The sequence below is a fragment of the Micromonospora marincola genome (assembly GCF_056150385.1).
Map to the genome: position 1 here is coordinate 202588 of NZ_JAXCFT010000004.1, position 24340 is coordinate 226927.

At 73.5% G+C, this 24340-nt stretch carries 23 protein-coding genes; 11 read left to right on the plus strand and 12 right to left on the minus strand.

Features of this window, described 5'->3' with window-relative positions:
- Positions 1-20 precede the first annotated feature (20 nt).
- The gene (locus tag SM450_RS12125; RefSeq protein ID WP_474619817.1) at positions 21-518 is read left to right on the plus strand and encodes a DUF1990 family protein; all 498 of its coding nucleotides are present in this window, start codon (positions 21-23) and stop codon (positions 516-518) included.
- On the opposite strand, the gene SM450_RS12130 is transcribed toward SM450_RS12125, so the two are convergent.
- From SM450_RS12130 to SM450_RS12175, 10 genes are all read right to left on the minus strand, one after another.
- Positions 512-1426, minus strand: coding sequence for a DNA-3-methyladenine glycosylase family protein (locus SM450_RS12130; RefSeq protein ID WP_474619818.1), 915 nt, complete (start codon positions 1424-1426; stop codon positions 512-514). The two genes, SM450_RS12125 and SM450_RS12130, sit on opposite strands and share 7 nt — an antisense overlap.
- A gap of 181 nt (positions 1427-1607) precedes the next feature.
- Positions 1608-2267 (minus strand): hypothetical protein, encoded by a 660-nt coding sequence (locus tag SM450_RS12135; protein WP_474619819.1) that lies wholly within the window; start codon positions 2265-2267, stop codon positions 1608-1610.
- 202 nt (positions 2268-2469) lie between these two features.
- Positions 2470-3249 (minus strand): anti-sigma factor family protein, encoded by a 780-nt coding sequence (locus SM450_RS12140; RefSeq protein ID WP_474619820.1) that lies wholly within the window; start codon positions 3247-3249, stop codon positions 2470-2472.
- Complete coding sequence (locus SM450_RS12145; protein WP_474619821.1) at positions 3246-3944, minus strand: sigma-70 family RNA polymerase sigma factor; 699 nt, start codon at positions 3942-3944, stop codon at positions 3246-3248. The genes SM450_RS12140 and SM450_RS12145 overlap by 4 nt, the downstream gene beginning before the upstream one ends.
- A gap of 82 nt (positions 3945-4026) precedes the next feature.
- Positions 4027-4884 (minus strand): spermidine synthase, encoded by an 858-nt coding sequence (locus tag SM450_RS12150; RefSeq protein ID WP_474619822.1) that lies wholly within the window; start codon positions 4882-4884, stop codon positions 4027-4029.
- Positions 4884-5852: a hypothetical protein gene (locus tag SM450_RS12155; protein ID WP_474619823.1), complete on the minus strand. Its 969-nt coding sequence runs from the start codon at positions 5850-5852 to the stop codon at positions 4884-4886. Before SM450_RS12155 ends, SM450_RS12150 begins: the two co-directional genes overlap by 1 nt.
- Positions 5849-8323: an AAA family ATPase gene (locus SM450_RS12160; protein ID WP_474619824.1), complete on the minus strand. Its 2475-nt coding sequence runs from the start codon at positions 8321-8323 to the stop codon at positions 5849-5851. The genes SM450_RS12155 and SM450_RS12160 overlap by 4 nt, the downstream gene beginning before the upstream one ends.
- Positions 8323-9471, minus strand: coding sequence for an exonuclease SbcCD subunit D (locus SM450_RS12165; RefSeq protein ID WP_474619825.1), 1149 nt, complete (start codon positions 9469-9471; stop codon positions 8323-8325). The genes SM450_RS12160 and SM450_RS12165 overlap by 1 nt, the downstream gene beginning before the upstream one ends.
- Before the next feature lie 11 nt (positions 9472-9482).
- Positions 9483-11231 (minus strand): ATP-binding protein, encoded by a 1749-nt coding sequence (locus tag SM450_RS12170; protein ID WP_474619826.1) that lies wholly within the window; start codon positions 11229-11231, stop codon positions 9483-9485.
- 282 nt (positions 11232-11513) lie between these two features.
- Positions 11514-12278: a pyrimidine reductase family protein gene (locus SM450_RS12175; RefSeq protein ID WP_474619827.1), complete on the minus strand. Its 765-nt coding sequence runs from the start codon at positions 12276-12278 to the stop codon at positions 11514-11516.
- Between the two features lie 150 nt (positions 12279-12428).
- Here SM450_RS12175 and SM450_RS12180 point away from each other — a divergent pair, with 150 nt between their 5' ends.
- The 6 genes from SM450_RS12180 (at position 12429) to SM450_RS12205 (ending at position 19066) form a co-directional block, all read left to right on the plus strand.
- Positions 12429-12974 carry a plasmid pRiA4b ORF-3 family protein gene (locus SM450_RS12180; RefSeq protein ID WP_474619828.1) on the plus strand — a complete coding sequence of 182 codons (546 nt, stop codon included), beginning with the start codon at positions 12429-12431 and terminating at the stop codon, positions 12972-12974.
- Positions 12975-13179: 205 nt separating this feature from the next.
- Positions 13180-14496 (plus strand): ABC transporter substrate-binding protein, encoded by a 1317-nt coding sequence (locus tag SM450_RS12185; protein ID WP_474619829.1) that lies wholly within the window; start codon positions 13180-13182, stop codon positions 14494-14496.
- 121 nt (positions 14497-14617) lie between these two features.
- The gene (locus SM450_RS12190) at positions 14618-15598 is read left to right on the plus strand and encodes a carbohydrate ABC transporter permease (protein WP_474619830.1); all 981 of its coding nucleotides are present in this window, start codon (positions 14618-14620) and stop codon (positions 15596-15598) included.
- Positions 15599-15608: 10 nt separating this feature from the next.
- Positions 15609-16505, plus strand: a complete 897-nt coding sequence (locus tag SM450_RS12195; protein WP_474619831.1) for a carbohydrate ABC transporter permease — start codon at positions 15609-15611, stop codon at positions 16503-16505.
- Positions 16502-17935, plus strand: coding sequence for a GH1 family beta-glucosidase (locus SM450_RS12200; protein WP_474619832.1), 1434 nt, complete (start codon positions 16502-16504; stop codon positions 17933-17935). Before SM450_RS12195 ends, SM450_RS12200 begins: the two co-directional genes overlap by 4 nt.
- Positions 17936-18019: 84 nt before the next feature.
- Positions 18020-19066 (plus strand): LacI family DNA-binding transcriptional regulator, encoded by a 1047-nt coding sequence (locus SM450_RS12205; RefSeq protein ID WP_474619833.1) that lies wholly within the window; start codon positions 18020-18022, stop codon positions 19064-19066.
- Positions 19067-19081: 15 nt separating this feature from the next.
- On the opposite strand, the gene SM450_RS12210 is transcribed toward SM450_RS12205, so the two are convergent.
- Both SM450_RS12210 and SM450_RS12215 read right to left on the minus strand, forming a co-directional pair.
- Positions 19082-20293, minus strand: a complete 1212-nt coding sequence (locus tag SM450_RS12210) for an acyl-CoA dehydrogenase family protein (RefSeq protein ID WP_474619834.1) — start codon at positions 20291-20293, stop codon at positions 19082-19084.
- Positions 20294-21367 (minus strand): phosphotransferase family protein, encoded by a 1074-nt coding sequence (locus SM450_RS12215; protein WP_474619835.1) that lies wholly within the window; start codon positions 21365-21367, stop codon positions 20294-20296.
- A gap of 147 nt (positions 21368-21514) precedes the next feature.
- On the opposite strand from SM450_RS12215, the gene SM450_RS12220 reads away from it, so the two are divergent.
- The 4 genes from SM450_RS12220 to SM450_RS12235 all read left to right on the plus strand — a co-directional run bounded on the left by SM450_RS12220 (position 21515) and on the right by SM450_RS12235 (position 24290).
- Entirely contained in the window at positions 21515-22219 is a 705-nt protein-coding gene (locus tag SM450_RS12220; RefSeq protein ID WP_282287762.1) for an ACT domain-containing protein, read from the plus strand.
- Between the two features lie 80 nt (positions 22220-22299).
- Positions 22300-23430, plus strand: a complete 1131-nt coding sequence (locus SM450_RS12225) for a GNAT family N-acetyltransferase (protein ID WP_474619836.1) — start codon at positions 22300-22302, stop codon at positions 23428-23430.
- Positions 23431-23623: 193 nt separating this feature from the next.
- Positions 23624-23764, plus strand: a complete 141-nt coding sequence (locus tag SM450_RS12230) for a hypothetical protein (RefSeq protein WP_474619837.1) — start codon at positions 23624-23626, stop codon at positions 23762-23764.
- A 91-nt stretch (positions 23765-23855) separates the two neighbouring features.
- Positions 23856-24290 carry a hypothetical protein gene (locus SM450_RS12235; protein ID WP_474619838.1) on the plus strand — a complete coding sequence of 145 codons (435 nt, stop codon included), beginning with the start codon at positions 23856-23858 and terminating at the stop codon, positions 24288-24290.
- Positions 24291-24340: the final 50 nt, after the last annotated feature.

Genomic DNA, 24340 nt, shown 5'->3' on the forward strand with positions numbered 1-24340 from the left:
TGCGAGGAGAGGTGGCCGACGTGCCCGAGCTGACGTACCCCGAGGTGGGCGCGACCCGCGACGGCGACCTGCCGGCCGGCTACCACCACCTGCGCCACCGGGTCCGGCTGCCGGACGGCGCCTTCGCCACCGCGGCGGACGCGGTGCTCGGCTGGCGGCTGCACCGCGCCGCAGGCGTGGTGATGCGCGCCGACGCGCCGCGCGCCGCCCCCGGCGTGCGGGTCACGCCCGGGCTCGGCGTCGGCCCGGCGCGGGTCTGGGGCCCGACCGAGGTGGTCTGGGCCGTCGACGAGCCGGACCGGGCCGGTTGCGGCTACGGCACGCTGCCCGGGCACCCGGAGGTCGGCGAGGAGGCGTTCCTGGTCACCCGCGAGCCGGACGGGACCTGGTTCGAGGTGACCGCGTTCAGCCGGCCGGCGCACTGGTACGTGCGCGCGGCCGGGCCGGTCACCCGGGGCTTCCAGCGGGCGTACGCGTGGTGGCTGGGTCGGACGCTGCGCCGGCTCGCCGCTCAGTAGCGGGCGAAGGAGCGGATCGGGGCGCGCGGCCCGTACTTCGGGGCCTGGATGCCGGCGGCCTCCAGCAGCACGCAGACCCGCCCCCGGTGCCCGGTGAACGGCTTCAGCAGCGCCAGCATCCGGGCGTCGTCGCCACGCGGCTCCCCGGCCAGCGCCCAGGCCACCGTGTTCGGCACGTGATAGTCGCCGACGCTCACCGCGTCCGGGTCCCCGTAGGCGATCCGGACCACCTCGGCGGCGGTCCACGGGCCGATGCCGGGGATCGCGGTGAGCCGGCGGGTGGCCTCGGCGGCGTCCGCGCAGCGTTCCAGCCGGTCCGCGACGGCGGCGGCGCGGCGCAGCGTGTCGGCCCGGCGCTGTTCCACCCCGAACGGGTGGAACACCCAGTACGGCGTGGCCGCCACCGCGGCCGGCTCCGGCGGCAGCAGCAGCGGTTGCAGTGGGCCTGGCGCCGGCTCGCGGAAGTGCCGCACGGTCGCCGCGTACGCCCGGTACGCCTCCTTGCCGGTGACCTTCTGCTCGAACACGGCCCGCAGCAGTCGGGGGAAGACCTGGCCGGTGGCGGGCATCCGCAGCCCGTGGTGCGCCTGCGCCAGCCGGGCCACGAGCGGGTGCGCGGCGGCGAGCGCGGCGAACCCGGTCAGGTCGTCGCGCAGCCCGGCGACGCCGTCGGCGCGCTCGACCACCCAGGACGCGCCCGGGCCGTACCCCTCGGCGACAAGCTCGCCGGCCTCCGGGCGCAGCGTCAACGTGGCCGGTCCGTCCGGCGTGCGGGTGGCCCACCAGAAGCTGCCGGCGGCGATCCGCGCGCACGGGTCGTACGGGCTGAAGGTCAACGCCCGCACCGAGGCGGCAAGTCGGTAGCCGGCCGGCGGTCGCAGCGTCCGGCGGGCGTCGGGCGGGGTCACCCCGACACTCTGCCACGTGGCCCGGCCGGGACGGACGACACCGCCGTGGGCGGTGGGCCCAGGGCGGTGTCGGTGTCGGTGCCGGGAGGCGGGGCGATGCCGGTACGCCCCGCCTCCCGGGTTCACGACGGTGACCGGCCGCGCCCTCCCCGGCGGCGGCCGGTCACCGTGTCCAGTGCGGTCAGTACGAGTAGTCCGAGCCGCCGCCCGAGTCGCCCGAGTCGCTCGACGACGGGGGCGCCACCGCCTTCGGGGTGCCCTTCGGCAGGCAGGTCAGGTTCTTCTTGCCGTTGGGGTCGACGACGAACCAGGTGCCCCCGACGGCCTGGCCCTTCCACTGGCCGGGCTTCTTGTCGCCGATGTAGCGGTAGACCGGCCAGTCCCCGATGGTGATCTGCCGGGTGCCGTCCTGCCGGGTGACCGTGCCGATCTTGTCGTCGGAGACGCCCTGCAACTGCGGGTTGCCGTCGGTGAGCGCCGGCGGCCATACCTCGGCGCACTTGTCCACGCAGTTGGACTGCGCCGGCTTCGACGAGTCCTTGTCGAACCGGTACAGCACCCAGCCGTCCTGGTCGGTGACGACCTTGCCCATCCGGGGCAGGGTCTTGCCGACGAGCTGGTCGGTGAGTTTCACGTCCGACGGGGGTGCCGCCTGGTTGTCGGTAGGCGTCTCGGGGGTGGCCGACGCCTCGGGTTCGGCCGCCGCGGTGGGTTCGGCCGCGGCGACGGCGACCGGCTCCGCCGCGCTCGAGTTCGCCCCGTCGTAGCCTGCTGGGGCGCAGGCCGTAAGTGCGACCATCGCGCTCGCGACGATGACGGTCGTCCGCTTGTGGTGTGCCACGTGCCCTCCTCGTTCTTGGCAGTTCGCCGGGTAGTACGGGCGGCGGTGCTGTCAAGGTTGAACGCAGAAGCGTGGTCCATTTCACAGTGGATCGATTGAACCGATCCCGCCGGCCGCGCGTGCGCCACCACGACGGGACCGTCCGCAAACGACACGACGGCGCCGGGCGGTCTCGCCGCCCGGCGCCGTCGGCGCGGTGGATCTACAGGTCGGAGACGGTCACCAGCGGGCTGGCCACCCCGTTGACGTCCACGGACTGCACCTGGACCTTCTCGATGTCACCGAGCGGGGCCGAGGTGGACGCGGTCAGCTCCAGCCCGAGCGGGTTCTGGTTGGTGCCGTAACCACTGCCCGGCACCGACCAGGTGCCGACCACCTCGCTCGTGGCGTTCTTGCGCACCACGAGCAGCCGGCAGGTGCGCGGACCCGGCAACCGGCTCAGTTGCACGGCGATCTGCGTGCCGTACTCCTTCTTCGCCAGCCACATCGTGGTCTTCACCCCGGTGCCCGCGTCGGTCGCGTTGTGCTGGTCGCCCTCCTGCTCGTTCCCGCCGATGTTCGGGTCGTTCGGATCCTCGGACCCGCCGGTCGGGGCCGCGGTGGGCACGCTCTGCGTCGGCTCGGCCCGCGGCACCGGCGGCGGGTCGTCGCCGAGCATCCCGGCCGCGACCCCGCTCAGGCCGCCGAACACCACCACGGCCGCCGCGGTGGCAAGCAACTGCCGGACCCGGGTACGCCGGCGGTCCCGCCGCACCGCCACCAACGTGCGGTCCAGCAGCGCCGGATCGGTGTGGGTCTGCTCCAGCGCGGCCATCGCCTCGCCGTCGATACCGGAGAGCATCCCCACCACCGGGACCATCGTCTCCAACTCGGCGGCACACGCCCAGCAGGTGGCCAGGTGCTCCTCGAACCGCTCCGCGTCCTGTGCGTCGAGCACGCCGAGCGCATAAGCGGCGACGTCCATGTGGTCGGCCCGGCTCATTCCGTCACCCCCCTCTCCTGCAGAGCGGTGCGCAGCGCGCGCAGCGCGTAGTAGACCCGTGACTTGGCGGTGCCGAGCGGAAGGCCCAGCTCCTCCGCCGCCTCGGGGACGGTACGACCCCGAAAGTACGTCGCCACCAGGATCTCCCGGTGCGACTGGCTCAGCGTCCGCAGCGCGTCCGCCACGGTCATCGTGCGCAACACCCGGTCGGTGCTGTCCGACTCGGCGAACGCGGTCAGGTCCCGGTCGTACGTCTCCGCCGGGCGGGCCTGCTCGCTGCGGTGCTCGTCGATGGCGATCCGCCGGGCCACCGTGACCAGCCACGGACGCAACGAGCCCTGACCCTGCACACCCAGGCGGTGCGCGTTGCGCCAGGCCCGCAGCAGCGTCTCCTGCACGATGTCCTCGGCGCGTTGCCGGTCCCCACCGGTCAGTCGCATCACGAACATCAGCAGCGGGCCGGCGTGCTCGGCGTAGAGCAGGCGGATCAGCTGGTCGGAGTGGCTGGCCTCGGCGGAGGTCGCCTGGTGGCGTCCGGGAGCGGGTCGCGGCGGCACCGGATCATTCTGGCGATCGGCGGGGCGGGCGTCGACCCCCCGATCCGTACGCGCCGCCCGCGAGTGCGGCTGCGCCCGGGCGAACATCCACTCGGGCCTTGCCACCTCGCCGTGCCAGCCGGCCGCCACCGCATGCATGCAGACCTCCGGTGTCCAATGACATCAGCCGGCCCCCCACGGGCATGGCCGCCCGGTGATACGCACCGAACCCACGAACGGATCAACGTTTGACAGAAAAAATTCCTGGCGGCGGCGGAGCGGAGTCCACGGCGTCCACGTCGTGGACCACCGGAACGCCGCCGGCGAACCGGTCCAGCTCCGCGCCGGCCACCACCCGGCCGGGGAACCAGTCGCCGGCCGCGCGTCGGGTCAGCTCCGGCACCGGCGGCTCCACCCGGGACGCCACGAGCACCAGATTGCCGTACCGCCGGCCGCGCAGCACCGCCGCGTCGCCTACCAGGCAGGCCCGGGGCAACACGGTACGCACGGTGGCGACCTGCCCGCGGACGTGCCGCAACGGCGGGCCGTCGGCGACGTTCGCCAGGTAGCAGCCGCCCGGCGCCAGCACCCGGGCCACCTCGGCGGCGTACTCCACCGAGGTCAGGTGGGCCGGGGTGCGGGCGCCGGCGAAGACGTCCGCCACGATCACGTCGTACCCGGCGTCCCGGCTCGACGCCAGCGTGGCACGGGCGTCGGCCACCCGGACCCGCAGCCGCGGATCGGACGGCCAGGGCAGCTCCCGCCGTACCAGCTCCACGAGCGCGCCGTCCACCTCGGACACCCGCTGCGTCGAGCCGGGCCGGGTCGCCCGCACGTAGCGCGGCAGGGTGAGCGCGCCGCCGCCCAGGTGCAGCACCCGCAGCGCCGCGCCGGCGGGTGCGACCAGGTCGATCGCGGCGGCCAGCCGCCGCACGTACTCGAACTCCAGGTGGGTCGGGTCGGCCAGGTCGACGTGGGACTGCGGCGCGCCGTCGAGCAGCAGCGTCCACGAGCCCGGACGGTCCCGGTCCGGCACCAGCTCGGCCCGCCCGGTGTCGACGTCGGCCACCACCCGGTCGGTGTCGCGTCGCCGGCCCATCAGCGCCGCATCCCGCGCGCGGCCGAGGTGAGCACCCGGTGCAGCAGCCGCGCGTCGCCGAGCATCCCGCGCAGCCTGCGCTCCAGCCCGGCGATCGGCACCAGGTTCTGCGGCGCGCGCGGGTCCTTGTACGGCGTCGACGCGAACCGGGGCAGCGTGACGAGCGACAGGTCGGCGAGCGCGACCGCCTCCGGCACGCTCAGCTCGGCCGAGCACTCCATCCGCACGATGCCCGCCCAGGGCGCCCCGGCGGCCACCGGCAGTCGCAGATACCACGACCAGCCGCCCCACGCGGTGCCCAGCCGGAACACCGGGCAGCGCTGGCCCGGCGCCAGCCCGGTCACCACCGCGGTCAGCCGGGCGTCGAGGTATTGGCTGTGCTGCGTCTTGATGTAGCCGAGCGTGCGCGGCAGGTTCCGCCGGCTGCGCAGCGGGCCGTCCACCACGAGCAGATCGCCGTCGGCGCGCACCGCGTCCGACACGTCCACCTCAAGCGCGGTGAGCGGGCCCTGCACCGCGGCCGGCAGCTTGCTCAACTCGCCGGTGCCGCCGACCCGGTGCACCGGGTAGCGGATCGCGCCGGCCACCACGTCCCCCGCCGACGGGCTGGCCGTGAACAGACCCCGGCCCACCCGGGAACCGGCCAGCTCGGCGGCGCCCCGGTCCAGGTCACAGCGGACCACCCCGGCCGCGTACGAGGCGGCGATGCCGGGGAACGAGCCGCCGTCCTCCTCCGCCGTCCAGATGCTGGCGTCGATCCGGCGTACGCCGTCGACAAGCAGCACCACGTCCGGCGCCCGCACCCCCGGCCGGGGGCCGATGGCGCGCCAGTCGGTCACCGGCAGCTCGACGTCGGCCTCCACCTGGGCGCTGCTCGGCGTCGCCGGCCCGGACCCGCCCGCCGCCTCGAACGACGCCCCGTACGCCGGATCCCACGAGTCGACGAAGAACCGGGGCTGTGCGCTCACAGGCCGGTCCGCTCGATGCGGGCCGTGCGGGCGTCCTTGCGGACCTCGAAGCGGACCGGGATCCGCTCGGCGAGCGCCGGCACGTGGGTCACCACGCCGACCATCCGGTCCCCCCGGGCGGCCAGGTTCTCCAGCGTGGCCGCGACCGTGTCGAGCGTCGCCGCGTCGAGTGTGCCGAAGCCCTCGTCCAGCACGATCGACTCCAGGCTCGCCGCGCTCGTGGACATGCCGGCGAGCTGCTCCGACAACGCCAGAGCCAGGGCCAGCGACGCCTGGAACGTCTCCCCGCCGGACAGCGTCCGCACCCCGCGCCGCAGGCCGGCGTCGTGATGGTCGACCACGAAGAACTCGCCCTTGTCGTGGATCAGGTCGTACTGCCCGCCGGACAACTCGCGGAGGATCCGCGACGCGCCGTCAACAAGCAGGTCGAGCGCCTCGGTGAGCAGCCAGCGCTCGAAGTTGTTGGCCCGCAGGTGCCCGGCCAGCGCGCGGGCCACCCGCGCCTGGTGCTCGTGGCCGGCCCGCTGCTCCCGCAACTCGGCCGCCTGCTCGCGCCGCTCGGTCAGCCGGCGCAGCTCCGCCCCGGCCCGCTCCACCGCCACCGCGACGTCGCGCAGCGGATCGTCCGGCGCGTCCAGCCCGGCGGCGGTGAACGACGCGCCGATCCGGTCGGCCACCTCCGTCACCGCCCGCTGGGCCGCGTCGACCGCGTCGGCCAGCCCACCCCGGTCGGCCCGCCGGCGGTCGGCCTGCTCACCCGCCCAACCGGCGAGCGCCGCCCAGGCGGCGGCCACGTCGTCCCGGTCGGCGGCCGGCGGGCCGAACCGGGCCAGCCCGTCCCGCGCCGTGTCGAAGTCACGCCAGGCCCGGCGCAACCGGTCCTGCGCGCCGTCGAGCGTGCCCCGGGCCCGCCGGGCGGCCTCCCGCCCGGCCCGGACCGCGCCGGCCGCCTCGTCCAGCGCCGCCCGGAGCCGGGCGTGTTCGGCGAGCGACGCGCGCAGCGCGTCAGGCGTGGCGGCGTCGGCGAGTTGCCCGTCCAACTCGGCCAGCCGCGCACCGAGCCCGTCGTGTTCGGCCCGCACACGCAGCAGCACCCGTTCCAGGTCACGGGCGGCGGTGTCGCGCTCCTGCACCACCCGCTTGGCGGACTCGCTCGCCGCACGCGCCGACTTGCCGGCCGCGAGCGCCCGGCTCACCGCCGAGCCCTTCGGCATCGCCGGCACGGCGGCGACCACCTGCTCGCACACCGGGCAGGGCGCGCCGTCGACCAGATGCGCCCGCAGCGCCACCGCCTGGTCGGCCGCCTTCGCCTCCTCGTGCGCCCGGAACGCCGCCTCCAGCTCGGCCTCGGCCCGCGCCGCCTCGGCCCGCGCGTCGGCAAGCGCCGCCACCGCCGCGTCGTGCTCGACCCGCGCCGCGTCGACCGCCGCGCGGACCGTGGCCGCCTCGCCGGTCAGCCGCTCCCGGTCGGCGTACGCCCGCAGGTGCAGACGCAGCGCGCTCTCGTCACCGGCCGCGGCCAGCTCGCCGCGCAGCTTCTCCTCCCGCTCCTCGGCCAGCCCGACGGCCGCGGCCGTCTCGTCGGCGGTCACCCGGGCGGCGGCCACCGCGCGGGCCAGCTCGGCGATGCCGTCCGGCGGCCGGACCCCGGCCAGCACGCCCAGCTCGGCGTCGAGGGCGGCAAGCGCCGCGGCCCGTTCACCCGCCGTGGCCCGGGCCCGCTCCAGCTCCGGTACGGCCAGAGCGACCGCGCCGGCCAGCTCCCGTGCCACGTCGACCCGGCCCCGGGCGTCGGCCAGGCGCGCGTCGTCGACGTCGGCGAGGCCGCCGAGCATCTTGTCGACCGCCTCCAGCTTCGCCTCGGCCTGCCCGGCGCGCTCGACCGCCTTCTTCTGCACCCCCTCGTAGACGCCCAGCCCGAGCAGGTTGACCAGGATCTGCTGGCGGGTCGCCGGCTTGGCGTGCAGGAAGTCGGCGAACTGCCCCTGCGGCAGCACCACGCACGAGGTGAACTGCTCGTAGGGCAGGCCGACCGCGTCGAGCACCGCCTGTTCCATCTCGGCCGGCGTGCCGGCCACCACGTCGCCCAGATCCTCCGGGCTGAGCCCGGTGTCGAGCTTGGTGATGTCGAACCCGGGCGGCATGAGCTGGAGCCCGGCGTTCGTCGTCTTCACCGTGCCCCGGCCGTCGCGGCGGACCACCCGGGTGGCGACGTAGCGGTCGCCGGCGGACTCGAAGACCAACCGGACCCGCGCCTCGGTGGCCGACGGCGCCAGCGCGTTCGCGAGCCCCCGCGTCCCACCCCAGCGCGGCACCGTGCCGTAGAGCGCGAAGCAGATCGCGTCGAGCACCGTCGACTTGCCCGAGCCGGTCGGCCCGACAAGCGCGAAGAAGTCCGCGTCGGTGAAGTCGACCGTGGTCTCCTCGCGGAAGACGGTGAAGCCGGCCATGTCCAGCCGCATCGGCCGCATCAGTGCTCAACTTCCTCGAGCAGCTCGTCGAAGAGCTCCCGCACACCCTCGTCGGCGTGCCCGCGGCTGCCCAGATAGTCGGCGAACAACTCGCGCGGGGAGCGACCGGCCCGCTGGGCGGTGCGGGTGCCGCTGCCCGGCGCCGGCATCAGCTCCGGGTCGATCCGGATCTCCAGCGCGCGGGGAAGCAGCTCCTGGACCTCCTCGCGCAGCCCGGCCCGGGGCTGCTCCCGGACGAAGACCCGCAGCCAGCCGTCGGGCGGCTCGATCTCGGCGAGCTGGGCCAGCGTGCCCCGCACCGTGCGCAGCGGCACGGCGCCGGGCACCGGCACCTCCCGGACGCGCGCGGCGGTGGTCGCGGTCACCTCCACGATCGTCACCGAGCCGATGTTCTCCTGCTCGCCGAAGTCGACCGCGAGCGGGCTGCCGCTGTAGCGGATCGGGCAGGGGCCGATCACCCGCTGGGCGCGGTGCAGGTGGCCCAGCGCCACGTAGTGCGCGTTGCCGGGGAAGACGGTGGCCGGCACCGCGTAGCCGAGCACGGTGTGCGCGTCCCGCTCGCCGCCGCCGGTGCTCGCCCCGACCACGGTGAGGTGGGCGGTGACCAGGTGCACCCGGTCCGGCTCGGTGAAGCCCTCGGCCAGCTTGCCGAGCACCCGGCCGAGATGGTCGGCGTAGGTCTGGTTGGCCTCGGCCGGGGTGAGCGCGTACATCTCCACCGCGCGGACGGCGTAGCGCTGGGAGAGGAAGGGCAGCGCGGCGACCTGCCAGCGCTCGCCGTCGCCTGTCACCCCGTCGACGACGTGCTCGGCCGGATTCTCCCGCACGCTGCCGCGCAGCGTGATGCCGGCGGCGTCGGCCCACGGGCGCAGCGCGTCGAGCGCCGCGCCGTTGTCGTGGTTGCCGCCGATGGCCAGCACGTCGGCGCCGGTGCGGCGCAGCGCGGTGAGCGCGCGGGTCACCAGCCGGGTCGCCTCCGGCGTGGGCGCGGCGGTGTCGTAGAGGTCACCGGCGACGATCACCAGGTCCGGCCGCTCGTCGCGGGCGATGTCGATCACCTGGGCCAGGACCTGGGTGTGTTCCTCGGCCCGGGACTGCCCCTTGAGGACCTTGCCGACGTGCCAGTCGGAGGTGTGCAGGATCTTCATGTGGGTGCCGCCTAGAACGGGATGTCGTCGTCGGAGGAACCGGAGCCGACCACCGCGAACGGGTCGGCGGCCTGGGTGATCGACCGTAGCGTCTCCGACGGGGCGCGGCCGGCCTCGGACACCCGGGTCGCCCACGCCGGGAACGGGAACTCCAGGCACAGCGGCACCGGGATGTCGGGCTGGTTGACGAACATGGTGCCCGGCTTGGCCAGCAGCGCCCGCTGCCGCTGGGCGGGCGGGAGGAAGCCGTATTCCGGGCGGGACGCCTCGGCCGGGTCGAGCCGGCCGACCACCCGGATCGCCGAGTTGGTGACGATCCGCCGTTCCACCTCGCTCGCGGTCTGCTGCGCGCCGACCAGGATCACCCCCAGCGACCGGCCCCGCTCGGCGATGTCGAGCAGCACCTCCTTGATCGGGGAGGACCCCTCCCGGGGGGCGTACTTGTTCAGCTCGTCGAGCACCACGAAGAGCAACGGCTTGGCGGTGCCGGCCTTCTCCTTGCGCTCGAACTCGCTCTTCAGCGTCACGCCGACCACGAAGCGCTGCGCGCGGTCCGGCAGGTTGTGCAGGTCGACCACGGTGACCTGGGCGCTCTCCGCAGTGTTGATCGAGTGCGGGCGGCGGGCGGCCAGATCGCCCCGGATCAGCCGGCCCAGGTCCTTCTTGCTGCCGATGAGCCGGCGGGCGAACGCGTTGACCGTGCCCAGCCCGACCGCGCTCCCGGCCCACTCACCCCGGGTCTCGTCGTCGTTGAGCCGCTCGACGACGTGGTCGACCAGATCGGCGTAGGAGCCGAGCCGCACCCCGTCGATGCTCACCCCGCCGTCGGCGGGCTGGGCGTAGCGGGCCAGGTGGGCGGCGACCGAGTGGACCACCATGGTGTATTGCTGGCGCTCGTCGTCGGCGTCGGCGAAGACGTAGGGCAGCAGCCGGTCGGCGCAGAACTCGGCGAGCGTCCAGTAGAAACTGTCCACGCCGGTGAGCCGGCTGCTCACGTCGGGCGTGCCGGACGAGTCGCCGACCCGGGGCGGCGCGTACACCCGGACGTCGGGGAACGCGCCCGCGTCGAGGCCGAGCTTCGCGTACGCCGCGCGGGTCGGGTCGTCGAGCCGGCTGTTGGGGTGGTCGAGGAAGAGCAGGTCCTCGCCCTTGACGTTGAAGATCAGCGCCTTGGCGTTCACCGCGTCGCCGCCGAGCACCCCGGAGCGGAACACGGAGTAGAGCAGGAAGGTCGCGAAGCTGGTCTTGGTGGCGACACCGGAGATGCCGGAGATGGAGACGTGCGCGCCCCGGGTGCCGTCGAGGAAGTCGGCGTTGAGGTAGACCGGCACGCCGTCGCGGCCCATCCCCATCGGGACCCGCCGTTCCATCCGGTCGAAGTGCAGCGCCCGGGCCCGGGCGTCGCCCTCGGCCCGGTGCACCACCGCGCCCGGGGTGGGCGGGACGTAGAACTCCGGATCGACCCGGGTGGTGGTGATCTCGGCGGCCTCCTGCACCTGCGCCGGCAGCGTGCCGTCGGCGATGGCGAAGACATCGGAGTCGAACTGCGCCCCCTCGTGCCGGGCGCGCACCTGGGTCACCACGCCGGCGATGGTCACCGGCTCGCGGTCGGGCAGGTCGCGCCGGGTCACCACCACGTCGTCGAGTTGCAGGTAACTCCCCGGGGCGACGGCGGTCCAGAAGGTGAGCGGGGTGGCGTCGGCGGTGCCGAGCACCCGGCCGACACCCTCGCCGGGCCCGTCGAGCTGGTCGTCGGTCATCGGCGGTCTCCGGTCGGCTTGTCGTTCCGGTCACGGCGCACGTCCTGCATCCTGCCCGAGGTATGCGACAGGTTGCCACGCGACGCGGCGGACGCCACGCCTGTCGCGTCCCGGCCGGTCGCCGCGTGGATCCGGCCGACCACGGTGCGTGCGATTCCCCGCCCCGACCGACCTCACAACCCCCGTCCCCCAGCGTGACCCACCCACCCCCACCCCCACCCCGGCGCGCTGATTCACGGAAAGAGGGCTCATGCCGCCGGGGATGGCCACGCTTTCCGTGAATCAGCGCGCGGCGGGGAGGGGGTCACGCGCGTAGCGCAGCATCAGTACGCCGTCGGGGGTGGCCAGGGCGTGACGCAGGGGGAGGTGGCGTGGGGGGGTTGGGGAGCCGGCGGCGATCCGGCCGGGGCCGGCGCCGGCGAGCAACGGCGCCACGGTCAGGCAGAGCTCGTCGACCAGATCGGCCGCGGTGAGCGCGCCGAACAGGTGTGGCCCGCCCTCGCAGAGGAGTTGGCCCAACCCGCGGCGGCGCAGCTCGCTCAGGCCGGCGGCCAGGTCGACCCGGTCGTCGCCACAGTGGATCAGGTCGGCCACCTCGGTCAGGCCCGCGGGCGGCTCGGCGCCGGCCCGGGTGAGCACCAGCGGCCGGACCGGGGCGTCGGCGAAGCACGCCTGGGCCGGATCGAGGTCGAGCGAGCCGGAGACCACGACGAGCGTCGGGTACTCGGCCAGCCCCCGGTCGCGTCGCCAGGCCCGGCGCCCGGGGCTGAGCCGCACCGCGCGGTAGCCCTCGTGGCGCAGCGTGCCGGCGGCCACCAGCAGGCCGTCGCAGAGCATCCGCAGCAGCCCGAAGACGCGCTTGTCCGGCTCGCCGGAGAGCCCGGCGGAGTAGCCGTCCAGGGTGACCGCGCCGTCCGCGCTGACGACGAAGTTCACCCGCAGGCGCGGCGTGGGCGCGCGGCCGTAGAGCGCGGTGAGCTGCGGGTCGGTGAGCGGACCGGTGACGGGCGCGGGCCAGATCCGATCGATCGGTGTTCCGACGCTCATTCGCCGGCCGGACCGGTGACCGGCGGGGTGGGTTCGGGGGTACGGTGCTGGCAGTCGCACCACTTCCGGCCAGGACAGTCGTCGTGCCGCCGCTCCCGGCAGGCTCGGCAGATCATGCGGGCAGCCTATGCCGAGGAAGGATGGGACCACGTGTCGCGTCAGATCTTCCAGCTGATGGTGTCGCTGGCCGGGACCCGGCCGCCGGTGTGGCGGCGGGTGCTGGTGCCCGGTGGCTACACCCTGGACCGGCTGCACCGGGTGATCCAGCACGCGGTGGGCTGGCGCGACTGCCACCTGCACTCGTTCGACATCGGCGGCCAGCAGTACGGCGAGCCCGATCCGGGCGGCGAGCCGGCGCTCCGCGACGAGTTGGACGTGCGGTTGGACGCGGTGGTGGGCAAGGGCGACCGGTTCTGTTACACCTACGACTTCGGTGACTGGTGGGAGCACGACGTCGTCGTGGAGGACGTCTGCGCCGTCGACCCGGACGAGCGCTACCCGGTCTGCGTGGACGGCGAGCGCGCCGCCCCGCCGGAGGGCGTGGGCGGCCCGGAGGGGTACGCCGTGCTGCTTGCCGCGCTCGCCGACCCGGCGCACCCCGAGCACCTGACGATGCGGGACTGGGCCGGCCCGGCGTTCGACCCGGCCGGGTTCGCCGCCGATCGCGCCACCACGCTGCTCCGCCGCTGCTGCTGAGGCGTCCCGCGAGGGCGCGGATCAGGGGTAACGAAATGGGAACGCTCCCAGCGGCCTATTGACACCCCTGTTACCTGCCGGCAATCTCATGGGAGCGCTCCCGGGAGTGGCGTGGATCTCTTCCCCTGCCCGCTCCGGCACGAGCGATGCGCACCCCCCACCACACAGATAACTCGCCTCACCACCGAAAAGAGGGGTCTGAAAGATGAGCGTCCCAATCCGCCGTCGGCAGCTCGCGGCCATCGCGCTCGCGTCTGTCGTGGTGCTCGGCACCGCGACCGCGTGCAGCGACGACGACTCGCCGAGCGGCGGCGACAGCGACGGCCCGGTCACCCTGGTCGTCGACGTCTTCGGCGATCAGGGCTTCGGTTACGAGGACCTGTACAAGCAGTACGAAGCCGAGCACAAGAACGTCAAGATCCAGGAGCGGGGCAAGGGCCTCGGCCTGAACGACTACAACACCCGCCTGACCCAGCAGATCACCGCCGGGTCCGGCGCCGGTGACGTGGTGGCCCTGGAAGAGGGCACCATCGTCCAGTTCTACGCCCAGGCCGACAAGTTCGTGAACCTCGCCGACCAGGGCGCGAACGACCTCAAGGGCAACTTCCTGCCGTGGAAGTGGGAGCAGGGCACCACGCCCGACGGCAAGGTGCTGGGCCTCGGCACCGACGTCGGCGGCATGGCGCTGTGCTACCGCAGCGACCTGTTCAAGGCCGCCGGCCTGCCCACCGACCGCGAGCAGGTCGGGGCGCTCTGGCCGACCTGGGACGAGTTCATCGCCGCCGGCCAGAAGTTCACCGCCGCCGACAAGAAGCACAAGTTCGTCGACTCGGCGACCAACTTCTACAACGTGGTGCTGATGCAGATCGCGGGCCAGGGCACCGGCTACACCTACTACGACAAGAGCAACAAGCTGGTCATCGACCAGAACCCGGACGTGCAGGCCGCGTACCAGCTCGCCACCAAGATGGTCGGCGCCGGTCTGTCGAACAACCTGCAGTCCTTCTCCAACGAGTGGAACGCCGGGTTCAAGAACGGCACCTTCGCCACCATCGCCTGCCCGGCGTGGATGACCGGTGTCATCAAGGGCCAGGCCGGTGACGCGGCGACCGGCAAGTGGGACATCGCCAAGGCCCCCGGCAACGGCGGCAACTGGGGCGGCTCCTTCCTCGGCGTGCCGAAGTCGAGCAAGCACCAGAAGGAGGCCGTCGAGCTGGCCAAGTTCCTGACCAGCGCGCAGGGCCAGATCGGCGCGTACAAGGCGGTCGGCAACCTGCCGTCGAACCCGCAGGCGCTTACCGACCCGGCCGTGGCCGACTCGACCAACGAATACTTCAGCAAGGCCCCGGTCGGCAAGATCTTCGCCGCTGGCGCCACCGAGCTGAAGCCGGTCTACCTCGGCCCGAAGAACAGCGCGGTGCGTACCGCGGTGGAGAACAGCCTGCGCTCGGTGGAGCAGGGCAAGTCGGCGGACGCCGCCTGGCAGGACGCGCTGAAGAACGGTGCGGCCGCCGGTAAGTGACCCGGTTGAGCCGCCCGCGGGTGGCGTCGGCAGCCCCGTGCTGCCGGCGCCACCCGCGGTGCCCGCAGAGCCCGGTGTCGCCCGTGTGGCGGGTGGCACCGGCCGAGGAGAAGGACTCCCCATGAGCCTCGACCTGCACGCCACGGCGCCGCCCGAGCCCGGCCCGTCGCGCGCCACCCGCCCCGCGCACCGTCGCGCCACGTCGGCAAACAAGCTGGACCTGAAGTACTCGCCCTACCTGTACGTCCTGCCGTTCTTCGTGATCTTCGCGGTGTTCAGCGCGTATCCGATCGCGTACACGGTCTGGATCGCGCTGACCGACCGGTCGCCGCTGAACCCGACGATCTCCTTCGTCGGGATGGACAACTTCGTCGAACTGATCACCGAGGACCCGCAGTTCTGGAACGCGGTGGTGAACACCTTCGGCATCTTCGTGCTCTCCACGGTGCCGCAGTTGATGCTGGCGCTGATGCTGGCGAACGCGCTGAACCGGAGGCTGCGGGCGCAGACCTTCTTCCGGATGGCCATCGCCATGCCGATCATCACCTCGACCGCGGTGGTCGCGCTGATCTTCTCGATGATCTACGCGAAGGAATTCGGCCTGGTCAACTGGGTGCTGGACAGCATCGGCCTGGATCCGATCGACTGGCGGGCGAACCGCTTCGCCTCCTGGTTCGCCATCTCCACCATGGTCGACTGGCGCTGGGTCGGCTACAACGCGCTCATCTACCTGGCCGCCATGCAGTCGATCAGCAAGGACATGTACGAGGCCGCGGCGCTTGACGGAGCCTCCCGGCGACGTCAGTTCTGGTCGATCACCGTCCCGCAGCTGCGTCCCACGATCATCTTCACGCTGATCATCTCGACCATCGGCGGGCTCCAGCTCTTCACCGAGCCGCTCATGTTCACAAGCGGCGCCGGCGCCCTCTCCGGCGGCTCCGAGGGACAGTTCCAGACCATCACGATGTACCTGCTCGACGTGATGAACCAACGCTTCCGGTGGGGTTACGCCGGTGCGGTCGCGCTCGTGCTCTTCGTGCTCATCGCGCTGATGTCGACGGTCAACTACCTACTGGCCCGACGCATCAGCTCCGACAAGTGAAGGTGACGAGATGACGACCACCACGCTCCGTCCGCCCAGCCGGCCGACCGCGCCGGCCAAGGCCACCCACCAGGCCGAGCGGCTCTGGAAGGCCAGCCCGCTCACCTGGTTCGGGCTGGTCCTCGGCGTGCTCCTGTCGCTGTTCCCGTTCTACTGGATGATCGTGATCGCCTCGCGGACGAACGACGCGGCCAACTCCTGGCCGCCGCCGTTCCTGCCCGGCGGCAAGCTCGGCGAGAACATCGAGCGGGTGCTGTCGAACGGCGACGCCAACATCGTCAAGGGCCTGATGAACTCGTTCCTGGTCTCCGGGACGATCACCATCGCCACGGTCTTCTTCGGCTCGCTCGCCGGCTTCGCGTTCGCCAAGCTCCGCTTCCGGGGCAAGAACGCGCTGCTGCTGATCATCCTCGCCTCGATGATGGTGCCGATCCAGCTCGGTGTGCTCCCGCTCTACATCCTGATGGCGAAGCTCGAATGGCTGAACACCATGCCGTCGGTGACCGTGCCGTTCCTCATCGGCGGCTTCGGGATCTTCATGATGCGCCAGTACGCCGAGCAGGCGGTCCCGAACGAGCTGATCGAGGCCGCCCGGGTGGACGGCTGCTCCACCTGGAAGGTGTACTGGCACGTGGTGATGCCCGCGCTGCGTCCCGCCGCCGCGGTGCTCGGCCTGCTCACCTTCATGGAGCAGTGGAACCAGTTCTTCTGGCCGTTCGTGGTGCTGGCCGACCCGTCCAACCCCACCGTCCAGATCTCGCTGCGGAGCCTCAACACCGCCTACTTCGCCGACAACTCGCAGATCTTCGCCGGTACGTTGATCGCGACCCTGCCCCTGTTCGTCGTGTTCGTTCTGTTCGGCCGCCAGATCATCGGCGGCATCATGGAAGGCGCCGTCAAGTCGTGAGCAACCCAGCCAGCCCGCCCGCCGTCGGCGTTCTCGACGAGGGCCCGGCCCTGACCTTCCCGCCCGGCTTCCTCTGGGGCGCGGCCACCGCCGCGTACCAGATCGAGGGCGCCGCGGCGGAGGGTGGCCGTACGCCGTCGATCTGGGACACCTTCAGCCACACCGAGGGTCGGACGGTGGCCGGGCACACCGGCGACGTGGCCTGCGACCACTACCACCGGATGTCGGACGACGTGCGGCTGATGGCCGACCTGGGGCTGCGGTCCTACCGCTTCTCCGTCTCCTGGCCCCGGGTGCAGCCGGGCGGCGCCGGCGCGGTCAACCAGGAGGGGATGGACTTCTACCACCGCCTGGTCGACGAGCTGCTCGGCCACGGCATCGAGCCCTGGGTGACGCTCTACCACTGGGACCTGCCCCAGCCGCTTGAGGACGCCGGCGGCTGGCCGGCCCGGGACACCGCCGGCCGGTTCGCCGAATACTCGGCGCTTGTCGCCGACGCCCTCGGCGACCGGGTGAAATACTTCACCACGCTCAACGAGCCCTGGTGCTCGGCGTTTCTCGGCTACGGCTCCGGCGTGCACGCGCCGGGCCGTCGAGACGGCGCGGACGCGGTCCGGGCCGGGCACCACCTGATGCTCGGGCACGGACTGGCCGTGCAGGCGGTGCGGGCGTCCCGCCCGGAGGCGGAGCTCGGCATCACGGTGAACCTCTACCCGGTCACCCCGGCCAGCGACTCGGCGGCGGACGCCGACGCGGCCCGCCGCATCGACGCGCTTGCCAACCGCTTCTTCCTCGACCCGGTGCTGCGTGGCGCGTACCCGGCCGACCTGATCGCCGACCTGCGCGGCGTCACCGACCTCGGGCACGTCCGCGACGGTGACCTGGCGACCATCTCCACCCCGCTGGACATGGTCGGGGTCAACTACTACAGCCGGCACGTGGTCGCCGCCCCGGTCGAGGGCACGGAGCCGGAGCCCTACTGGCGGGCATCGTCCTGCTGGCCGGGCAGCGAGGCTGTCCGGTTCGTCACCCGGGGCGTGCCGGTCACCGACATGGACTGGGAGATCGACGCCCCGGGCCTGCTGGAGACGCTGGAGCGGGTCCACCGGGAATACACCGACCTGCCGCTCTACGTCACCGAGAACGGCTCGGCGTTCGTCGACACGCTCGTCGACGGTCGGGTCGACGACCCGGACCGGCTGGCCTACTTCGCCGCGCACCTGCGCGCGTCGCACGCCGCGATCGAGGCCGGGGTGCCGCTGAAGGGTTACTTCGCCTGGTCGCTGATGGACAATTTCGAGTGGGCCTGGGGCTACACGAAGCGGTTCGGCATGGTCTATGTCGACTACGACAACCAGGCCCGGATCGCGAAGTCCAGTGCCAGGTGGTACGCCGACGTGATCCGACGTAACGGCCTGGCCGCACAATAAACTGGGCCAGCCAGTAACGGGCGGCCCGGCGCCGGAGGCCTCAACCGGTGCCGGGCCCGCCCGACCGTCGGAGGAGCACAGACGATGACAACGCAGCGCACCCGCTCGCTCGGGCGCCCGACCCTCGACGCGGTCGCGGCGCGTGCCGGCGTCGGGCGCGGCACTGTCTCCCGCGTGGTCAACGGCTCGCCACAGGTCAGTCCGGAAGCCCGGGCCGCCGTCCAGCAGGCCATCGCCGAGCTGGGGTACGTGCCCAACCGGGCCGCCCGGGCGCTCGTCACCCAGCGGACCGACTCGGTCGCCCTGGTCGTCTCCGAGTCGGGGGAGCGGGTCTTCACCGAGCCGTTCTTCGCGGCGATCGTCCGGGGCGTCAGTTCCGGGCTGCTGGAGACGCCGATGCAGCTCTGGCTGGCCATGGTGCAGTCGCCGATCGAGCGGGAGCGGGTCGAGCACCACCTGACCAACCAGCACGTGGACGGCGTGCTCCTGCTCTCCCTGCACGACGCCGACCCGCTGCCCACGCTGCTGGAGGAGCGCGGCCTGCCGGCCGTGCTCGGTGGCCGCCCGGCCCGGATGCTGCACCCGAACGCCCAGCCGGCGTGGTTCGTCGACGTCGACAACGTCGGTGGCGCCCGGCAGGCGGTGGAGCACCTGTTCACCCAGGGGCGGCGGCGGGTCGCCACCATCGCCGGCCCGCAGGACATGGGCGCCGGCCTGGCCCGGCTCTCCGGCTACCGGGAGGCGGTGCGGGCGGCCGGGAGCGCGGTCGAGGCGGGCCTGATCGCGTACGGGGACTTCAGCGAGGGCAGCGGCACCGCCGCCATGCGCCGGCTGCTTGACACCTGCCCGGATCTGGACGCCGTCTTCGTCGCCTCCGACCTGATGGCCTTCGGCGCGTTGCGCGCGCTCCGCGAGGCCGGTCGCCGGGTGCCGGAGGACGTCGCGGTGATCGGGTTCGACGACGCCCCGGTCGCCCGGCAGGCCGATCCGCCGCTGACCACCGTGTTCCAGCCGGTGGAGGAGATGGGCCGGCAGTTGGCCCGCATGCTTGTCGCCCGCATCCGCGGCGAGGACGTGCCCTCGCCGCATGTCCTGCTGGACACCGAACTCATCCACCGCGCCTCCGCCTGACCCGCGCCGGGCGGGTCAGGACCAGCGGCGCAGTTCGCGGCGGGCCAGGGAGGCGCGGTGTACCTCGTCCGGGCCGTCGGCGAGGCGCAGCGTGCGGGCCTGGGCCCAGAGCGCGGCGAGCGGAGTGTCCTGGCTGACGCCGGCTCCGCCGTGCGCCTGGATCGCCTTGTCGATCACCCACTCGGCCATCGCCGGGGTGGCGATCTTGATGGCCTGGATCTCGGTGTGCGCGCCCTTGTTGCCGACCGTGTCCATCAGCCAGGCGGTCTTGAGCGCCAGCAGCCGGGCCTGCTCGATGCGGACCCGGGACTCGGCGATCCACTCCCGCACCACGCCCTGCTCGGCGAGGGGGCGACCGAACGCGACCCGGTCGAGGGCGCGCCGGCAGAGCAGCTCCAGGGCCCGTTCGGCCATGCCGACCAGCCGCATGCAGTGGTGGATCCGGCCGGGCCCGAGTCGGGCCTGGGCGATGGCGAAGCCGGTGCCCTCGGCGCCGACCAGGTTCTCCACCGGCACCCGGACGTCGACGAAGTCGATCTCGGCGTGCCCGCCGTGCGGCGCGTCGGAGTAGCCGAAGACCGTCATTCCGCGTCGTACCGTCACGCCCGGCGTGTCCCGGGGGACCAGGATCATGCTCTGTTGGCGGTGCCGGTCGGCGTCCGGGTCGGTCTTGCCCATCACGATGAGGATCTCGCAGCGCGGGTCCATCGCCCCGGATGACCACCACTTGCGGCCGTTGACGACGTAGTGGTCGCCGTCGCGGACGATCCGGGTGGCGATGTTCGTCGCGTCGGAGGAGGCGACCTCCGGCTCGGTCATGCAGAACGCGGAGCGGATGTCCCCGGCCAACAGCGGCGCCAGCCAGCGCTCCCGCTGCGCGTCGGAGCCGAACTCGGCGAGCAGCTCCATGTTGCCGGTGTCCGGCGCGGCGCAGTTGAGCGCCTCCGGGGCCAGGTGCGGGCTGCGGCCGGTCAGCTCGGCAAGCGGCGCGTACTGGAGGTTGGTCAGGCCGGCGCCGTAGCGCGCGTCCGGCAGGAACAGGTTCCACAGCCCGCGCGCCCGGGCCTCGGCGGTCAGCTCGGCCAGCACCGGCGGACGGGCCCACGGGTCCCCGGCGGCGGCCACCTGCTCGTGGTGCAGCGGCTCGGCCGGGTAGACGCACTCGGTGAGGAACGCCTCCAGCCGCTGCCGCAGCTCGACCGTCCGGTCGTCGTACGCGAACTCCATCTATTTCTCCCGCACCTCGTGCAGACCGTGCGCGACGAGCGGCGCCACCATCTCGCCGATCCGGTCGAAGCCCTCACCCAGGGTCTGCCCGAGGGTGTGGCGGTAGTGGATGCCCTCGCAGATCACCGCCAGCTTGAAGCAACCGAGCGCCACGTGCCAGTGCAGCGGGCCGACGTCGACGTCGCTGCGGCCGGCGTAGCGGTCGATCAGCTCGGCCCCGGTCGGGAAGCCGGCCCGGGGACCGATGCCGTCGGCGACCGGGTTGCCCTCGGCGTGGTCGCTGTCGCCGAGCACCTGCCAGTAGGTGAGCAGGAGGCCGAGGTCGGCCAGCGGGTCACCGAGCGTGGCCATCTCCCAGTCGAGCACGGCCCGTACCGCCACCGGGTCGACGGTGGCGAGCAGATTGTCCAGCCGGTAGTCGCCGTGCACGATCCGGCCGGCGTTCGCGCCCTCCGGCACGCTGCCGGCCAGCGCGTCGCGCAGCTCGTCGATGCCGGGCAGCGGGCGGCTGCGGGAGCGGTCGAGCTGGCCGGCCCAGCGGCGGACCTGCCGGGCCAGGTAGCCCTCCGGCCGGCCGAAGTCGGCGAGCCCGACCTCGGCCGGATCCACCCGGTGCAGCGTGGCGAGCGTGTCCATCATCGCCATGGCCAGGTCACGCCGCTGCCCGGCGGTGAGCGCGTCGGTCTGCTCGCGCCGCCGGTAGACCTCGCCGTCGACCCTGGCCATCAGGTAGAACGGCGCGCCGATCACGCTGTCGTCCGGGCAGAGCAGGAGCGCCTCGGGAACCGGCACCCCGGTCGGGGCCAGCGCCGAGATCACCAGGTGTTCCCGGGCCATGTCGTGCGCGGTGGCCAGCACGTGCCCGAGCGGGGGGCGGCGCAGCACCACCTCGCGGTCGCCGACCCGCAGCAGGTAGGTCAGGTTGGACCTGCCACCGGCGATCAGCCGCGCGGACAGCGGTCCGGTCAGGTCCGGCCGGTGTGCGGCCAGGTGGGCGGCGAGCCGGTCGAGGTCGAGCCCGGGTGGCGTCGGACCGGTCGGTGGCCGGGCGGCGTCGGCGGCCGGATCGGTCATCCGGATAGTTGATGGCAGCTCAGCTTTGTTGTCAAGGTCGGATTTTCCCGGCGGGACATGCCGCCGCAACGGGGTCGAAATGGTCAGCCGGCAGGCTGGGCCCCAGCCTGCCGGCCGCCGCCGGCCCGCCGAGCGGAGGGATCAGACATGCTGCTGCGAGTTCGGGTGACCCTGCCGGACCGACCGGGCACGCTCGGCCAGGTGGCCCGGACACTCGGCGTCTCCGGCGCCGACATCGTGCAGGTGGTGGTGCTGGAGCGGCTCGGCGGGCGGGCGGTCGACGACTTCACCGTGGTGTGGCCGGGCGCGGCGCGGGTGGAGCGGCTGCTCGCCGGGCTGGCCGCGATCCCCGGTGTCCGGGTGGACGGGGTGTGGCGGGCGATCGGCGCGCCGACCACCACCGGCCAGGACGCGGAGCTGCTCGCCCAGGTGGCGGCGAACCCGACCGACGGGGTGGCCACGCTCGTCGACGCGGTGCCGGGGCTGCTCGCCGCGGACTGGGCGGTGGCCGCGGTCGTCCCGCTGGACTGGGCGTCGCGCAGCGGCGGGGCCGGTTCGGCCACGGTCGGGCACGCGAGCTGGCGCGCTCCCACGCCGCCCCGGCTGCCCGAGGTGACCCCGTTGCGGGCCCGCGCCATGACCAGCCCCCAGCGGCACCACTACGCGGTGGCGCCGTTCGGCCGGGCCGGCCTGGTGCTCGTGGTCTCCCGCGACCACAGCGAACCGCTCTCGGCGGCCGGGTTCCACTCCACCGAGGTGGACCGGCTCGCCCAGCTCGTCCGGGCCAGCGCGGTGATCCTCGGCGACCGGCTGGACCTGGTGGGCGCGCCGCCCGTGACCACCATCACCTGAGGCGGGGCGGAGCGTCACCCGGGGGCAACGGGCGCGCAACAGGCGACCGGCATGGTCGTCGGTGAGGAAGGGAGACAACGATGGCGCTGTGGCGGATCCGAGCCACCGTGGACGACCGGCCGGGCTACCTGTCGGTGCTCACGGCGAGCCTCGCGTTGCGCGGGGTCAACATCCTCACCGTGCAGGTGCACACCACCGAGGTCGGTGCGGTCGACGACTTCCTGGTCGACGCGCCCGAGCCGGTGACCGAGGCGGACCTGCGGGCCGCGGTGGAGCGGGGCCGGGGGCGGAACTGCTGGGTGGCGCGCAGCGAGGCGCGCGGGCTGGCCGACGAGCCGACCCGGGCGCTCGGGCTGGCCGGCCGGCTGGTGCGGGACCCGGAGGCGGCCGGCGCGACGCTGCGGACGCTGCTCGGCGCCGACGCGGTGACCTGGCGTCCGATTCCGGTCGGTGCGCCCGGCGGCGTGGGCGGCACCACGATGCTGCTCACCGACCCGGCGGGCGGCTCCTACGAGCTGCGCCGCCGGGAGCCGAGCTTCACCCCGGCCGAGTACGCCCGGGCGCAGGCCCTGGTCGAGCTGGCGGCGACGGTGGGCCGGCGGGACACCGACCGGGTCGTCCTGGTGCTGCCCGACGGCGCCGAGGTGTCGGTGCGTACGGCCATCGCCGACGACGTGCCGGCCGTACGCGAGCTGCACGCCGGCTGCTCCGAGCGGAGCCGGCAGCGGCGTTACCTGAGCGGGGCGGCGGAACCGTCGCCGGCCCGGCTGCGCCGGCTGCTGGAGCCGGCCCGTGGGGTGACCCTGCTCGTCACGGCGGGCTCCGGCGGGGCAGCGGAGCCGGTCGTGGCGATGGCCAACCTGCTCGGCGAGGGTGACGAGGCCGAGGCGGCGCTGCTGGTCCGGGACGACTGGCAGCGCCGGGGTCTCGGCTCGGCGTTGTTGCGCCGCCTGGTCGGGCACGCCGACCGGGCCGGCTACGCCGCGGTGCTGCTGCACGTGCAGGCCGAGAACACGCCGATGCTGCGGACGCTGCGCCGGCTGGACCGGCCGGCGGCCCTGGAGCGCGACTGCGGCGTGCTGACCGCGACCGTGCCGCTTGCTCCCGCCGGCCGGGTGGGCGTGCTGGCCGGCCGAGGGCCGGGAGCCGTCCGACCGGCGTGGCCCGGCCGGGACACCGCGGCGGGCCTGCCGGCGCAGCGGCCGGGTTGAAGCTGACGGTAGCCCGGCCGGGGCCACTGGCGAGCTGCAACGGCGCGGCGCGCCGACGGCCCCGGCGGGGAGCCGACACCGGCGCCGATGCGGCGCCACCCTGACCGACCTCCGATGCGGGGGACGGTGACACGAACGGGGCCTCCGGTGCGGGGGCCCCGTTCGTGCTCGGGACGCGCTCGGGGACAGCGAGGTGATCATGAAGCTGGCGGCATCAACGAAGATCAACACCGCCGTCAACCTCATGATCGACCGCTCGACCAGGAAGTGCGGCGGGCAGTGTCCGGCGGACCTCGAAGGCCGCTTCACCGCCTGGACCGAGCCTCGCGGCTGACCCTCCCGGAAGGAATGGTCCGCGACGTACGATCGCGGTCAGGGCGAAGCGCCAGGCCGAGATGCCGGCACCGGTGTCAGGGGGTGTCGGGATGTTCGGTCGGCAGAAGCTCAACGATCTGATGGCGCAGCTCAGGCCCGACCTCAGCCGGGAATCGCTCGGCGTCGGGCCCGACTTCCCGGGCGTCGCCCCGAACCCGCTCCTGAGCGGTGATGCGCGGAAACGCAATGCGGAACTGCGTGCGGGGGTGCTTGCGCTCGGCGTTCTCGTCGACTGGCGAGAGGTGAACAGCAACCCTCGCGTGGTCCTGATGTTCGACGTGGAGACCGCTGACGGCATCTCGTTCCGCGGTATCGCAGACGAAGATCTCACGATCACCGAGCTCACCCGACTCGCCCCAGGACAGACGTTGCCCGTGCGGTACCGGCCGGCCGTCATGGATCACTACGTCGCCCTTGCGCGGGACGCGGATCCGGCCCGTGTGCGGCAGCTCGCTGATGAGATCGCGAGCCGCAGGCGGACCTGACCCCGAAACCATCGGCCGGGTGCGGCTGGAGCCAAGACTCCGGGCAAGAC